This is a genomic window from Streptomyces sp. NPDC004126, from assembly GCF_050275515.1.
Classification (GTDB): domain Bacteria; phylum Actinomycetota; class Actinomycetes; order Streptomycetales; family Streptomycetaceae; genus Streptomyces.
In genome coordinates, this window is the sequence record NZ_JBNNPF010000006.1 from 184,970 (window position 1) to 199,459 (window position 14,490).

Here is a 14,490-nt window from a genome sequence, read left to right on the forward strand (position 1 = left end):
GAGTTCTGGTGTCCGCATACCGACCGTGACGCTCCGGATGATGAGCTAACCGTCCGTTTCGCACGTGTCTGTCTCCTATCCGTTTGTCCGGATTTCGGGTTTTCGCCATGCGGTGATGTTGTGAAAACGAGACCACTTAAGTGTGGTTTACGGCCTGGCGGTCCCTGAGGATTGGCTCCATTGAGCTCGGGTCAATGGGTCACACGCTGTGGGGAGCGTCGACTCACGAGCACACACGATGGGACCGGATTTCGCTGTCAGGGGTGTCAGCGGGAACCGGGTCCTTCACGAATCGACAGTGACTCCTGAGGAGGCAAATACCCATGCGCGGAGCAACGAGCGCCAAGTGGGTCGCGGGTGCCGTGATCGTGGCCATGGCCGCGACGGCCTGCAGCACCGGTAGCAACGACGCCGGTGGCAAGGGCGGCAGCATCACCGTTGTGCTCGGCGAGCCGCAGCACCGCCTGATCGGTCAGGACACCGCGGAGTCCGAGGGCTCCGAGGTGATGAACGCGGTCTTCAGCGGTCTGGTCAAGTACGACACCAAGACCAACGAGCCGAAGCTCGACGTCGCCGAGTCCATCGAGAGCACGGACTCGAAGACCTGGACCATCAAGGTCAAGGACGGCTTCACCTTCCACAACGGCGAGAAGGTCGACGCGCAGTCGTTCGTCCGCGCCTGGAACTGGGGCGCCAACCAGGAGAACGTGGCCGAGGCCATGCCGTTCTTCGCCAAGATCGAGGGCTCCGACGAGCTCGCGCCGGGCAAGGACAAGAAGCCCACCGCCAAGGAGCTCAAGGGCCTCAAGGTCGTTGACGAGAAGACCTTCACCGTCACGCTGAAGGAGCCCTTCTCCCAGTTCAAGACCATGCTGGGCTACAACGCCTTCTTCCCGCTGCCCAAGGCCTTCGAGACCATGGACTCGAAGAAGTTCGGCGAGCACCCGATCGGCAACGGTCCCTTCCAGATGGACGGCGACTGGGAGCACAACAAGCAGATCAAGGTCAAGCGCTTCGACAAGTACCCGGCCGAGGGCCGTGCGAAGCTCGCGGGCGTCACCTTCAAGATCTACGACAACATGGACACGGCGTACAACGACCTGCGCGCCGACAACATCCAGATCGTCGACAAGCTCCCGATCTCGGCGATGGCCACCGTCTCCCAGGAGTTCGGCGACCGCTACATCTACAAGCCCGAGTCGGCCGTCGGCTACATCGGCCTCCCGCTGGAGACGAACCCCGAGGCGTTCGGCAAGCTGGAGATCCGACAGGCCATCTCCATGGCCATCGACCGGGACACGCTGACGAAGACCATCTTCAACGGCACCCGCAAGCCGGCCGACGACTTCATCAGCCCCATCATCCCGGGCTACCGCAAGGGCGCGCTCGGCGAGGTCGGCCAGTACAACCCGACCAAGGCCAAGGAGCTCTTCGAGAAGGCCGGCGGTGTCCCCGGCAACAAGATCGAGCTCGGCTACAACGCCGACGGCGGCCACAAGGAGTGGATCGAGGCCGTCGCCAACCAGCTGAAGGCGAACCTCGGCATCGAGGTCACCGCCAAGCCGTACGCCAAGTTCGGTGACATGCTGGACGACCTCGGTGCGGCGAAGTACAAGGGTGCCTTCCGCATGGCGTGGTCGATGGACTACCCGGCGGCGGAGAACTACCTGCGTCCGGTCTTCTCGAAGGTCGCGATCGAGCAGGGCTCCAACTACGGCCACTACCGCAACGACGAGTTCGAGAAGGTCATGGCGGAGGCCGACAAGGCCACCGACGCCGCCGAGGGCCTGAAGCTGTACCAGAAGGCCGATGACATCATCATCAAGGACCTTCCGTACATCCCGGTCTTCACGTACATGTCCTCCGCGGCCTACTCCAAGTCCGTGAAGAACGTCGAGGTCGACGCCCAGGGTCAGATGGACCTGGCCAACGTCGAGCGCAACTAACACCCCTCGTCACTAAGGGGAGTTAAGGGGGGCGGGCAGACGGAATCAGGTTTCCGTCTGCCCGCCCTTTCCCCCTGTTCTTTGCTGGAGGTCTGATGGGCCGCTACCTCATCCGCCGACTCATACAGGCGATCCCTGTGCTGATCGGCGCCACGTTCCTGATCTACCTGCTCACCTTCGCGATGCCCGGCGCTGACCCGATTCAGCTCCTCGCCGGCGAGAAGAAGGCAGACCCGCTCGTCGCCGCCATGCTGCGCGAGAAGTACCACCTGGACGACCCGTTCCTGCTGCAGTACTGGAACTACATCACCGGCGTGTTCCAGGGTGACCTCGGCGAGACCCTCACCGGGCGCAAGGTCACCGACCTGATCGGCGACGCGTTCCCGTACACGGTGAACCTCGCCATCTTCGCCTTCGTGATCGAGGCGATCGTGGGCGTCGCGGCCGGCATCATGGCCGCCCTGCGCCGCGGCAAGTTCCTCGACCAGCTGGTCCTCATCTCCACCCTGATGGTCATCTCGATCCCCGTCTTCGTGACCGGCTTCGTCCTCCAGCTGACCCTCGGCGTCCAGCTGAAGAACAGCTGGGGCATCGAGCTCTTCTCCGTCTCCTTCAACGAGAACGACGGACTCCAGGCCTACCTCCTCCCGGCCTGGGTGCTCGCCTCGACCTCGCTCGCGTACGTGGCCCGACTCACCCGCACCAGCCTGATGGAGACCATGCGCGCGGACTACGTCCGCACCGCGACCGCCAAGGGCCTGCCCCGCCGCCGCGTCGTCGTGAACCACGCGCTGCGCAACGCGCTGATCCCGATCGTCACCTTCCTCGGCGCCGACCTCGGCGCCCTCATGGGCGGTGCGGTCATCACCGAGCGCATCTTCAACATCCACGGCCTCGGCGGCCTGCTCGCCCAGTCCGTCTACCTCAAGCAGGGTGCCGTCGTCGTGGGTGGTGTGACCCTCCTGGTCCTCATCTACCTCGTCGCCAACCTCCTTGTGGACCTGCTGTACGCCGTGCTCGACCCGAGGATCCGCTATGCGTGACACGAATACGGTGGAGGACTCGATGACCGACACCCAGACGGCCGCCGCCACCTCCGGGGGCAAGCAGGCCGGCAAGGTCCAGGACAAGAAGAAGAAGGACCGCGAGGCCAGCCTCTGGTCCGACGCGATCGACGACCTGCGCCGCAACCCGATCTTCATCATCGGCGCAGTGCTCGTGGTGTTCCTGCTGATCGTCTCCGCCGTGCCGCAGCTGTTCACCGACGGCAGCCCGTTCGACGCCGGCGCCTGCAAGCTGGAGGACTCGCTCAAGACCCCGAGCGCCTCCCACTGGTTCGGCTACGACATCCAGGGCTGCGACGTCTACACGCGTACCGTGTGGGCCGCCCGCAACTCCGTGATCGTCGGCGTCGTCACCACCACGCTCGTCCTGATCGTCGGCGGCGCCCTCGGCCTGATCGCCGGCTGGGTCGGCGGCATCGTGGACAGCATCCTGTCCCGCTTCACCGAGATCTTCTTCGCCATCCCGCTGCTGCTCGGCGGCATGCTGATCATGTCCGCCATGCCCGGCAACGCCTGGACCGTCTCGCTGGTCCTCGCGGTCCTCGGCTGGCCGCAGATCTTCCGCATCATGCGGTCCTCGGTGCTGCAGAACAAGAACAACGACTACGTCGTGGCCGCCCGCGCCCTGGGCGCCGGCACGATGCGCATCACGATCCGCCACATCCTGCCGAACGCCGTCGCCCCGGTCATCGTGGTCGGCGCGATCAGCCTCGGTGTGTACATCTCCGCCGAGGCGGCCCTGTCGTACCTCGGCATCGGTGTCCAGCCCCCGGAGATCTCCTGGGGCCTGATGGTCAGCGACGCCTCGGCCCGCTGGCTCCAGGCACCGCACGTGCTCCTGTTCCCGTCCATCGCGCTGAGCGTCACCGTGCTCGCGTTCATCATGGTCGGCGACGCAGTGCGCGACGCCCTCGACCCGAAGCTGCGCTGAGGAAGGGCGTACGTTGACCACCATCGACAAGACCTCGAACGTCCCCGCGCCCCGCTCGGCGCCGGAGGGGACCCCCCTGCTCGATGTGCGCGACCTGCACGTCGAGTTCCACACCCGCGACGGTGTCGCCAAGGCCGTGAACGGCGTCTCGTACTCGGTGAACGCCGGCGAGACCCTCGCCGTCCTCGGCGAGTCCGGCTCCGGCAAGTCCGTGACGGCGCAGGCCATCATGGGCATCCTCGACATGCCGCCCGGCAAGATCCCCTCCGGTGAGATCCTCTTCCAGGGCCAGGACCTGCTGAAGCTCCCGGCCGAGGAGTACCGCAAGATCCGCGGTTCGAAGATCGCCATGATCTTCCAGGACGCCCTGTCCTCGCTGAACCCGGTGCACACCGTCGGCGCCCAGCTCGGCGAGATGTTCCGCGTCCACCGCGGCATGTCCAAGAAGGACTCGCTGGCCAAGGCCGTCGAGCTCATGGACCGGGTGAAGATCCCCGCCGCCAAGGCGCGCGTGGGCGACTACCCGCACCAGTTCTCCGGCGGTATGCGCCAGCGCATCATGATCGCCATGGCGATGGCCCTGGAGCCCGACCTGATCATCGCCGACGAGCCGACCACGGCCCTCGACGTGACGGTCCAGGCCCAGGTCATGGACCTGCTCGCGGAGCTCCAGCGCGAGATGAACATGGGCCTGATCCTGATCACCCACGACCTCGGCGTCGTCGCCGACGTCGCGGACAAGATCGCCGTCATGTACGGCGGCCGGATTGTCGAGACCGCCCCGGTCCACGAGATCTACAGCCGCCCGGCGCACCCGTACACCCGCGGCCTGCTCGACTCGATCCCGCGCCTGGACCAGAAGGGCCAGGAGCTCTACGCGATCAAGGGCCTGCCGCCCAACCTGCTCAACCTCCCCACGGGCTGCGCCTTCAACCCGCGCTGCCCCAAGGCCCAGGACATCTGCCGCACCGACGTGCCCGTCCTGCACCAGGTGACCGAGCAGGACGGCACCGAGCTGCCGGGCCGCGGCAGCGCGTGCCACTTCTGGAAGGAGCAGATCCATGGCTGATCTCACCAAGCCCAAGGGCGAGCCGATCCTTCAGGTGCGCAACCTGGTCAAGCACTTCCCGCTGACCCAGGGCATCCTGTTCAAGAAGCAGATCGGCGCGGTCAAGGCCGTCGACGGGGTCTCCTTCGACCTCTACCAGGGCGAGACCCTCGGCATCGTCGGTGAGTCCGGCTGTGGCAAGTCCACCGTCGCCAAGCTCCTCATGAGCCTGGAGAAGGCCACCGCCGGCGAGGTCTTCTACAAGGGCCAGGACATCACCAAGCTGTCCGGCGCGGCCCTCAAGGCCGTCCGCCGCAACATCCAGATGGTGTTCCAGGACCCGTACACCTCGCTGAACCCGCGCATGACGGTCGGCGACATCATCGGCGAGCCCTTCGAGATCCACCCCGAGGTGGCTCCCAAGGGCGACCGGCGCCGCAAGGTCCAGGAGCTCCTGGACGTCGTGGGTCTGAACCCGGAGTACATCAACCGGTACCCGCACCAGTTCTCCGGCGGCCAGCGCCAGCGCATCGGCATCGCCCGCGGCCTCGCGCTCCAGCCCGAGATCATCATCTGCGACGAGCCGGTCTCCGCGCTCGACGTGTCGGTGCAGGCACAGGTCATCAACCTGATGGAGAAGCTCCAGGACGAGTTCAACCTCTCCTACGTCTTCATCGCGCACGACCTGTCCATCGTCCGGCACATCTCGGACCGCGTGGGCGTCATGTACCTGGGCAAGATGGCCGAGATCGGCAGCGACGCCGAGATCTACGACCACCCCACCCACCCGTACACCCAGGCCCTGCTCTCCGCCGTGCCGGTCCCGGACCCGGAGGCCCGCGAGGGCCGCGAGCGGATCATCCTCACCGGTGACGTCCCCTCCCCGGCCAACCCGCCGTCGGGCTGCCGCTTCCGCACCCGCTGCTGGAAGGCCGAGGAGAAGTGCGCCACGGAGGAGCCGCTGCTGGCGATCCCGACGCGTTTCCAGGGCGTCGACACCCCGGCCGCGCACGAGTCGGCGTGCCACTTCGCGGAGGACCGCGCCGTCCTGGCCGGCTGACCTCCCGTACGGCGTACGCGTCCCAGGGCGCCCGAGCCCGGAGCACCAGCTCCGGGCCGGGCGCCCTCGGTGTTTCCCGCAGCAGGGGCACAAAGTCCGTTGCGGCCGCGCCCCGGCGCCGCAGACAGTGGACGGATGACCACCGAGACGCTGACCGTCCGCCCGGCCGGGCCCGGGGACGCCCGGGACATCTGCGCACTGCTCAACGCCGTCGACGTCATCGAGATCGGCAGACCCGAGACCGACCTGGGCACCGTCGAGGCCGACCTCAACCACCCCGACGTGGACCTCGCCACCGACTCCTGGCTCGCCTTCCAGGACGGCCGGCTCGTCGCCTACGCCCTCGTCTGGGCCGACTCCGGCCCCGGCCGGGTCGACGGCGACCACTACGTCCTGCCCGGACACGAACGGGCCGCGACGGCCCTGCTGCACCGGATGGAGGAGCGCGCCCGCCGGATGGCCTCCGGCACCGGCCGCGACGCCCGGCTGCGGATCCAGCTCAACGTCCGGCCCACCCTGAACCTCGCCCTCCTCACCGGCCGCGGCTACCGCAGCGTGCGCCGCTACCAGGTGATGACCCGCCGGCTCTCGCCCGCCGCCGACCTGCCGCCCGCCCCGCTCGGCGGCCTCGCCCTGCGCGACTGCGCCGCCGACGAGGCCGACCGCCGCCGCGCCCACGCCCTGGTGGAGGAGACCTTCGCCGCCCACTTCGGGCACGCGCACCGCCCGTACGAGGCTTGGCTCGACCACATCGACGGCCGCTCCCTCGACTGGTCGCTCGTGTGGATCGCGAGCCTGCCCGGCAAGGGCGACGTCGCGGTCCTCGTCACCCGCGACGACCGCACCAGCATGGCCTGGATCAGCCACCTCGGCGTACGCGAGGACCTGCGCGGGTACGGCTTCGGCTCCCACCTGCTGCGGCACGCCTTCGCCGCCTACGCGGCCCGCGGCCGCGACACGCTGGGCCTGGGCGTGGACACCCTCAACGAGAGCGGAGCCCTCGCCCTGTACGAGGCGCACGGCATGGCCCTGCACTACGCGGTCGACACCTGGGAGCTCGCATTGCACCGTTCTTGAAGACTGAGCGGGAGCGAGTCCTGTTGCCAGAACCCGTGCTCAGCCGTGTGCCCCGAACGGTGCTGGGCACACTGGTCTCCCGCTTTCACTCCGTGTCCGGGCCCGTCGCATCGTGTGCGCGGTCCGGGAACGCGGGGGCGGGTTTCCTCACGCCCAAGAGCCCCCGGTCGGGCCTGGACGGTCCGATGCCCCTGCTCATCACTCCGGCGAGCAGGGGGCGGTGCCGTCCGACGCCGGATTGGGTGCCCTTGGGCGCGGGCGCGCATGCGGCCGGTGGGCATGCCGGAGATCAGCTGCCGGAACCGGCGCTTGCCGCCGTGCTTTTCGCGGGTTTTCTCGGCCGTGAAGTCGAGGTCCTCGACCGCGATCGCCTTGACGCCGCATGTCTCGGCCCAGTTGAGGAGGCGGGTGAGGGCGTGGCGGACCTGGGCGTCGCGGTGGCCGGCGCTGCCGGTGAGCTGGTAGGCGAAGCGGCGGGGGTTGCCGATGGGGTTGCCGTGCCGGTCCAGGCGCCAGGCGGCGAGGTGGTCGGCGTTGGTGGCCACCCCGATCACACCGTGCGCAAGCGCCGTCTCCATCGGGATGGCCGGGGCGGGCGGGTACTGCCAGGAAGCGGTCAGATACCAGCGGCCACGCTCCACGTCCAGGTGGATGCGGTAAGCCACCGCCCGGTTCGCCTCGACCCGATCGGCCCACTCGGTCCCCCCGTGCGGGAACGTCACACGGCAGGAGAGGACGTACCGGCCATGCTTCCCGTTGGCCAGATGGGCGAGCGGGGCGGGCAGCTTGACCGACACCTCGCCGTCCGGGGCGACACGGATCGTCTCGTTCCCGAACCGCTTCCCCGACTCGCCATCAGCGGAAAGGAACCAGCGGGCGGCCTCCAGGTTCCGGAGGTGCGCCGTCTGTCCACGCCGGGCCGGCGCCCACTGATCGTGCGTGGCCTTGGTGATGCTGCCCGCCCACCGCGACGACGACCGCGCGGTCACCTCCCGCTTGCGGGCCGCCCAGGTGTCGGTGGAGTGGGCCAGGCCGTCACGGCAGCGCACGGCCAAGTCCCCCGAGGCGAGCGAGCCCAGATGCCCGCCGACCAGGGCAAGCACCTCCTCATCCCGCCCGGTCAGGCCCTTCAGCCGGGTCCGCACCGCGACACCCGTGGGCCCGGGCGCGACAAACGGCGCCGACAACACCCGCACCCCACCCACCACCCCGACATCGAATGAATCCGCCACCCGGTCAACGAGCACCACCCCCAAAGGTCACCCATTCGATGCAAGAACTCCCGTTCCCCCCAGCGCCGACCCCTCCATCACGAACCAGGCACTCACCCATGCATGCCACAACACACTCACACCCGGCCAACAGACAGCAGTTTCAACCCCAGGGGTGACAGGCGGGGGACGCGAGGGTGCAAAAGGGCCAACCAGGAGTGCGCAGGACCCGACATGAGGTGACATTGCCCCTAAGTGAGTCCTGGTACCTCTAGGAGGCAGTCCATGCGCGGAGCCACCCACGCCAAGTGGGCCGCATGTGCGGTGGCCGTCGCCCTCGCGGCGACGGCCTGCGGCGGCGGGAGCGACAGCGGCGGAGGCGGCGGTGCGGCAGGGATCGTCAGCTCCTCCTGGGGTGACCCGCAGAACCCGCTGGAGCCCGCCAACACCAACGAGGTGCAGGGCGGCAAGGTCCTCGACATGCTCTTCCGGGGCCTCAAGCGCTACGACGCCAAGACCGGCGAGGCCAGGAACATGGTCGCCGAGAAGATCGAGACCACCGACAGCCAGAACTTCACGGTCACCCTGAAGGACGGCTGGAAGTTCAGCAACGACGAGCCGGTCACCGCGCAGTCCTTCGTCGACGCCTGGAACTACGCGGCGGACGTGCGCAACAAGCAGAACAACGCGCCCTTCTTCGCCGACATCGTCGGCTACGCCGACCTGCACCCGGCCTCCGGGGACCCCAAGGCCAAGACCATGTCCGGCCTGGTCGTCAAGGACCCGAAGACCTTCACCGTCGCCCTCAAGTCCAAGTTCTCCACCTGGCCCGAGACCCTCGGCTACCAGGCCTTCTCCCCCCTGCCCAAGTCCTTCTTCACCGACCACTCCGCCTGGCTCGACAAGCCCGTCGGCAACGGCCCGTACACGGTGGACTCGTACACCAAGGGCACCGGCATGAAGCTGCGCAAGTGGGAGGGGTACCCCGGCGAGGACAAGGCGCAGAACGGCGGCGTCGACCTCAAGGTCTACACCGACAACAACACCGCCTACACCGACCTGATCGCCGGCAACCTCGACCTCGTCGACGACGTCCCCGCCCAGCAGCTGAAGAACGTCAAGAACGACCTCGGCGACCGCTACATCAACCAGCCGGCCCTCATCATCCAGACCCTCACCTTCCCCCTGTACGACCCCCAGTGGGGCAAGGAGGGCATGGAGAAGGTCCGCCGCGGCATCTCGATGGCCATCAACCGCGACGAGATCACCCAGCAGATCTTCCGCGAGACCCGCACCCCCGCCAAGGACTGGACCTCCCCGGCCCTCGGCGAAAAGGGCGGCTTCAAGTCCACCCTCTGCGGCGACGCCTGCAAGTACGACCCGCAGGCGGCCAAGGCCCTCATCCAGGAGGGCGGCGGCCTGCCCGGCGGCAAGATGACCCTCACCTCGAACGTGGACACCGGCTCGCACCGCGACTGGATGGACGCCGTCTGCAACAGCGTCAACAACGCCCTCGGCGAGGGCCCGGTCTGCACCGTCAACCCGGTCGGCACCTTCGCGGACTTCCGCAACCAGCAGAGCGCCTACAAGCTCACCGGCCCCTTCCGCTCCGGCTGGCAGGCCGACTACCCGCTGATCCAGAACTTCCTCCAGCCGCTGTACTACACCGGAGCCTCCTCCAACTACGGCAAGTTCAGCAGCCCGGACTTCGACAAGCTCGTCGACCAGGCCAACCAGGAGACCGACGCCGCCAAGGCCATCGCCTCCTTCCAGGACGCGGAGAAGGTCCTCGCCGAGCAGATGCCGTCCATCCCCCTCTGGTACCAGAACGGCAGCGCCGGCCACTCCGAGCGGATCTCCGACGTCGCCCTGAACCAGTTCAGCGTCCCGGTCTACAACGAGATCAAGGTCAGCTGACCCCTCCGACGGATCGATCCTGGAGCAGTCCATGGGACGTTATGTGATCCGGCGGCTGCTCCAGATGATCCCCGTGTTCATCGGCAGCACCTTCCTGATCTTCATCATGGTCTACGCGCTCGGCGACCCGGTCGCCGCCCTCTTCGGCGACAAGGCCCCCGACCCCGCCACGGCCGCCCGGATCCGCAAGGACCTCTACCTCGACCGGCCCTTGTGGGAGCAGTACGTCCACTACATGGGGCAGATCTTCAAGGGCGACTTCGGCACCGCCTTCAACGGCCAGCCGGTCACCGAGCTGATGGCCACGGCCTTCCCCGTCACCCTGCGCCTGACCCTCGTCGCGATCTTCTTCGAGGTCGTCATCGGCATCACCCTCGGCGTGGTCAGCGGGCTGCGCCGGGGCAAGGCCATCGACACCAGCCTGCTGGTCCTCACCCTCGTCGTCATCTCGGTGCCCACCTTCGTCACCGGATACGTGATCCAGTTCGTCCTCGGCGTCAAATGGGGCTGGGTACGCCCCACCGTCTCCTCGAACGCCTCCTTCGACGAGCTGATCCTGCCCGGCCTCGTCCTCGCCCTGGTCTCCCTCGCGTACGTCACCCGGCTCTGCCGGACCTCCATCGCCGAGAACGTCAAGGCCGACTACGTCCGCACCGCCGTCGCCAAGGGCCTGCCCCGGCGCAGGATCATCACCCGCCACCTGCTGCGCAACTCCCTGATCCCGGTGGTCACCTTCATCGGCACCGACATCGGCGCCCTGATGGGCGGCGCCATCATCACCGAGCGGATCTTCAACATCCACGGCGTCGGCTACCAGCTCTACCAGGGCATCCTGCGCAACAACTCGCCCACGGTGGTCGGCTTCGTCACCATCCTCGTCATCGTCTTCCTGGTGGCGAACCTGCTCGTCGACCTGCTCTACGCGGTCCTGGACCCGAGGATCCGTTATGCCTGAGCCCGAGCGCCCCGAGCGCCCCGAGCGCCCCGAGCGCCCCGAAGGCCCCGGCGGCTACGACCCGGTGGGCCCCCGCCCCGGCGAGGCGATGTCACCCACCGGCCAGGGCGGGATCATGGACCTGGCCCTCCAGGAGGCCGAGAGCGTGGAAGGCGTCGCCGTCGCCGAGGAGTCCGGCCCGGCCGGAGCGGCCGGAGCCGCGGCATCCCGGGAGAAGGCCCGGTCCCTGTGGTCCGACGCCTGGCACCAGCTGCGCCGCAACCCCGTCTTCATCGTCTCGGCGCTGATCATCCTCTTCCTCGTCGTCATCTCCATCTGGCCGCAGCTCATCGCGAGCGGCGACCCCCTCCGGTGCGACCTGTCCAAGTCGCAGCAGGGCTCCGCCCCCGGCCACCCCTTCGGCTACGACACCCAGGGCTGCGACGTCTACACCCGCACCGTCTACGGCGCCCGCGCCTCCATCACCGTCGGCATCTGCGCCACCGTCGGCGCCGCCCTGCTGGGCTCCGTACTCGGCGGACTCGCCGGCTTCTTCGGCGGCTGGGGCGACTCCCTGCTCTCCCGCGTCGCCGACATCTTCTTCGGCATCCCCGTCGTCCTCGGCGGGCTGGTCTTCCTGTCCGTGGTCACCAGCACCACCGTGTGGCCCGTCGTCGGCTTCATCGTGCTGCTCGGCTGGCCGCAGCTCGCCCGCATCGCCCGCGGCTCGGTGATCACCGCCAAGCAGAACGACTACGTCCAGGCCGCCCGCGCCCTCGGCGCCGGCAACGGGCGCATGCTGCTGCGCCACGTGGCCCCCAACGCCGTCGCACCCGTCATCGTCGTCGCCACCATCGCGCTGGGCACCTACATCTCCCTGGAAGCCACCCTGTCGTTCCTCGGCGTGGGCCTGCGCCCGCCCACGGTCTCCTGGGGCATCGACATCTCCAACGCCGCCACCCAGATCCGCAACGCCCCGCACATGCTGCTCTGGCCCGCGGGCGCCCTGAGCGTGACCGTGCTCGCGTTCATCATGCTCGGCGACGCGGTGCGCGACGCCCTCGACCCCAAGCTGCGCTGAGGAGTGTGAGCCGCGAGATGCTGCTCGAAGTCCGGGACCTGCACGTCGAGTTCGCCACCCGGGACGGGGTCGCCAAGGCCGTCAACGGGGTGAACTACTCGGTGGACGAGGGCGAGACCCTCGCCGTGCTCGGCGAGTCCGGCTCCGGCAAGTCGGTGACGGCCCAGGCCGTGATGGGGATCCTCGACGTCCCGCCCGGCCGGATCGCGGGCGGCGAGATCCTCTTCAAGGGCCGGGACCTGCTGAAGGCGAAGGAGGAGGAGCGCCGCAGGATCCGCGGCGCCGGAATGGCGATGATCTTCCAGGACGCGCTGTCCTCCCTCAACCCCGTGCTCAGCGTCGGCGCCCAGCTCGGCGAGATGTTCGAGGTCCACCGGGGGATGTCCCGCAAGGAATCCCGGGCCAGGGCCGTGGAGCTGATGGACCGGGTGAAGATCCCCGCCGCGAAGCAGCGGGTGGGGGACTACCCGCACCAGTTCTCCGGCGGCATGCGCCAGCGCATCATGATCGCCATGGCGCTGGCCCTGGAACCCTCCCTGATCATCGCCGACGAGCCCACCACCGCCCTCGACGTCACCGTCCAGGCCCAGGTCATGGACCTGCTCGCCGAGCTCCAGCGCGAACTCAACATGGGCCTGATCCTGATCACCCACGACCTCGGCGTCGTCGCCGACGTCGCCGACAAGATCGCCGTCATGTACGCGGGCCGGATCGTCGAGGCCGCCCCCGTGCGCGAGATCTACAAGTCGCCCGCCCACCCCTACACCCGGGGCCTGCTCGACTCGATCCCGCGCCTGGACCAGAAGGGCCAGGAGCTCTACGCCATCAAGGGCCTGCCGCCGAACCTGCTGGCCATCCCGCCCGGCTGCGCCTTCAACCCGCGCTGCCCGATGGCCCGGCCCGCCTGCCGGGCAGAGGTCCCGCCGCTGGCCGACGTCGCCCCGGACCGGGCCAGCGCCTGCTTCTTCTGGAAGGAGTGCCTCGGTGCCTGAGCCCATCCTGGAGGTCCGCGACCTCGTCAAGCACTACCCGCTGACCCGGGGCATCCTCTTCAAGAAGCAGGTCGGCGCGGTCAAGGCCGTCGACGGGGTCTCCTTCTCCCTCGCCGCGGGCGAGACCCTCGGCATCGTCGGCGAGTCCGGCTGCGGGAAGTCCACCGTCGCCCGGATGCTGGTCAACCTCGAACGCCCCACCGCCGGCGCGATCTCGTACAAGGGCGAGGACATCACCAAGCTCTCGGGCCGCGCCCTGAAGGCGGTGCGCCGCAACATCCAGATGGTGTTCCAGGACCCGTACACCTCGCTGAACCCGCGCATGACGGTCGGCGACATCATCGGCGAGCCGTACGAGATCCACCCCGAGGCGGCCCCGAAGGGCGACCGGCGCCGCAAGGTCCAGGAGCTCCTGGACGTGGTCGGCCTGAACCCGGAGTACATCAACCGGTACCCGCACCAGTTCTCCGGCGGCCAGCGCCAGCGCATCGGCATCGCCCGGGGCCTGGCCCTCCGGCCCGAGGTCATCGTCGCGGACGAGCCGGTCTCCGCGCTGGACGTCTCGGTCCAGGCCCAGGTGGTCAACCTGCTGGAGCGGCTCCAGGCCGAGCTCGGCCTCTCGTACGTGTTCATCGCGCACGACCTGTCCATCGTCCGGCACATCTCCGACCGGGTCGGGGTCATGTACCTGGGCCGCGTCGTGGAGATCGGGACGGACACCCAGATCTACGACCACCCCACCCACCCCTACACCCAGGCCCTGCTCTCCGCCGTGCCCGTGCCCGACCCGGGGGCCCGCGCCCACCGGGACCGGATCATCCTCACCGGCGACGTGCCCTCCCCGGCCAATCCGCCGTCGGGCTGCCGCTTCCGCACCCGCTGCTGGAAGGCCGAATCCCGCTGTGCGGCGGAGGTCCCCCTGCTGGCCGTCCCGCAGGCCCTCCCGCCGGGCCCGGCCGCCCACCCGTCGGCCTGCCACTTCGCGGCCGAGAAGCAGGTGGTCCCGCCCCCGGGCGAACTGCCGCCCCCGCCGGCCCCTCTGACGAAGGAGTAGCGAACGGTTTCGGACGCCCGGGTGAGCGATCATTTCCAGCCACCCCGCGTGCGTACGCCCGGTCGGGCCGGCTTTGACCCAACACGCTTAACACAGGGGCAACTTGACCGTTTCTGCCCCGAGATCTGGGGCATGCAGTCTGGGCCGTGTGCGGCCGTGCGGGTGCCGACAGCCG

Annotated in this window: 12 protein-coding genes; 11 read left to right on the forward strand and 1 reads right to left on the reverse strand. The window is 68.6% G+C overall.

Features of this window, described 5'->3' with window-relative positions; translation table 11 throughout:
- Positions 1–323: 323 nt before the first annotated feature.
- The 6 genes from ACQKM2_RS08555 to ACQKM2_RS08580 all read left to right on the forward strand — a co-directional run bounded on the left by ACQKM2_RS08555 (position 324) and on the right by ACQKM2_RS08580 (position 7,126).
- Positions 324–1,946: a peptide ABC transporter substrate-binding protein gene (locus tag ACQKM2_RS08555; protein WP_427707671.1), complete on the forward strand. Its 1,623-nt coding sequence runs from the start codon at positions 324–326 to the stop codon at positions 1,944–1,946.
- A 95-nt stretch (positions 1,947–2,041) separates the two neighbouring features.
- Positions 2,042–2,989 (forward strand): ABC transporter permease, encoded by a 948-nt coding sequence (locus ACQKM2_RS08560; protein ID WP_125814605.1) that lies wholly within the window; start codon positions 2,042–2,044, stop codon positions 2,987–2,989.
- Positions 2,982–3,941 carry an ABC transporter permease gene (locus ACQKM2_RS08565; RefSeq protein WP_427707675.1) on the forward strand — a complete coding sequence of 320 codons (960 nt, stop codon included), beginning with the start codon at positions 2,982–2,984 and terminating at the stop codon, positions 3,939–3,941. Before ACQKM2_RS08560 ends, ACQKM2_RS08565 begins: the two co-directional genes overlap by 8 nt.
- Before the next feature lie 13 nt (positions 3,942–3,954).
- Positions 3,955–5,010: an ABC transporter ATP-binding protein gene (locus ACQKM2_RS08570; RefSeq protein ID WP_427707677.1), complete on the forward strand. Its 1,056-nt coding sequence runs from the start codon at positions 3,955–3,957 to the stop codon at positions 5,008–5,010.
- Positions 5,003–6,049 (forward strand): ABC transporter ATP-binding protein, encoded by a 1,047-nt coding sequence (locus ACQKM2_RS08575; protein WP_427707679.1) that lies wholly within the window; start codon positions 5,003–5,005, stop codon positions 6,047–6,049. The genes ACQKM2_RS08570 and ACQKM2_RS08575 overlap by 8 nt, the downstream gene beginning before the upstream one ends.
- 135 nt (positions 6,050–6,184) lie before the next feature.
- Positions 6,185–7,126: a GNAT family N-acetyltransferase gene (locus ACQKM2_RS08580; protein WP_427707681.1), complete on the forward strand. Its 942-nt coding sequence runs from the start codon at positions 6,185–6,187 to the stop codon at positions 7,124–7,126.
- Here the strand turns inward: ACQKM2_RS08580 and ACQKM2_RS08585 are convergent.
- The gene (locus ACQKM2_RS08585; RefSeq protein WP_427707787.1) at positions 7,084–8,331 is read right to left on the reverse strand and encodes a transposase; all 1,248 of its coding nucleotides are present in this window, start codon (positions 8,329–8,331) and stop codon (positions 7,084–7,086) included. The two genes, ACQKM2_RS08580 and ACQKM2_RS08585, sit on opposite strands and share 43 nt — an antisense overlap.
- 291 nt (positions 8,332–8,622) lie before the next feature.
- Between ACQKM2_RS08585 and ACQKM2_RS08590 the strand changes: the two genes are divergently transcribed.
- From ACQKM2_RS08590 to ACQKM2_RS08610, 5 genes are read left to right on the forward strand one after another with little or no spacing between them, the layout of a single operon-like run.
- Complete coding sequence (locus ACQKM2_RS08590) at positions 8,623–10,254, forward strand: peptide ABC transporter substrate-binding protein (protein ID WP_427707683.1); 1,632 nt, start codon at positions 8,623–8,625, stop codon at positions 10,252–10,254.
- Between the two features lie 31 nt (positions 10,255–10,285).
- Positions 10,286–11,209 (forward strand): ABC transporter permease, encoded by a 924-nt coding sequence (locus ACQKM2_RS08595; RefSeq protein ID WP_427707685.1) that lies wholly within the window; start codon positions 10,286–10,288, stop codon positions 11,207–11,209.
- A complete protein-coding gene (locus ACQKM2_RS08600; protein WP_427707688.1) occupies positions 11,202–12,269 on the forward strand; it encodes an ABC transporter permease in 1,068 nt (355 codons plus the stop codon). The genes ACQKM2_RS08595 and ACQKM2_RS08600 overlap by 8 nt, the downstream gene beginning before the upstream one ends.
- Before the next feature lie 17 nt (positions 12,270–12,286).
- Positions 12,287–13,261: an ABC transporter ATP-binding protein gene (locus ACQKM2_RS08605; RefSeq protein ID WP_427707790.1), complete on the forward strand. Its 975-nt coding sequence runs from the start codon at positions 12,287–12,289 to the stop codon at positions 13,259–13,261.
- Positions 13,254–14,315, forward strand: coding sequence for an ABC transporter ATP-binding protein (locus tag ACQKM2_RS08610; RefSeq protein ID WP_427707691.1), 1,062 nt, complete (start codon positions 13,254–13,256; stop codon positions 14,313–14,315). The genes ACQKM2_RS08605 and ACQKM2_RS08610 overlap by 8 nt, the downstream gene beginning before the upstream one ends.
- Positions 14,316–14,490 lie beyond the last annotated feature (175 nt).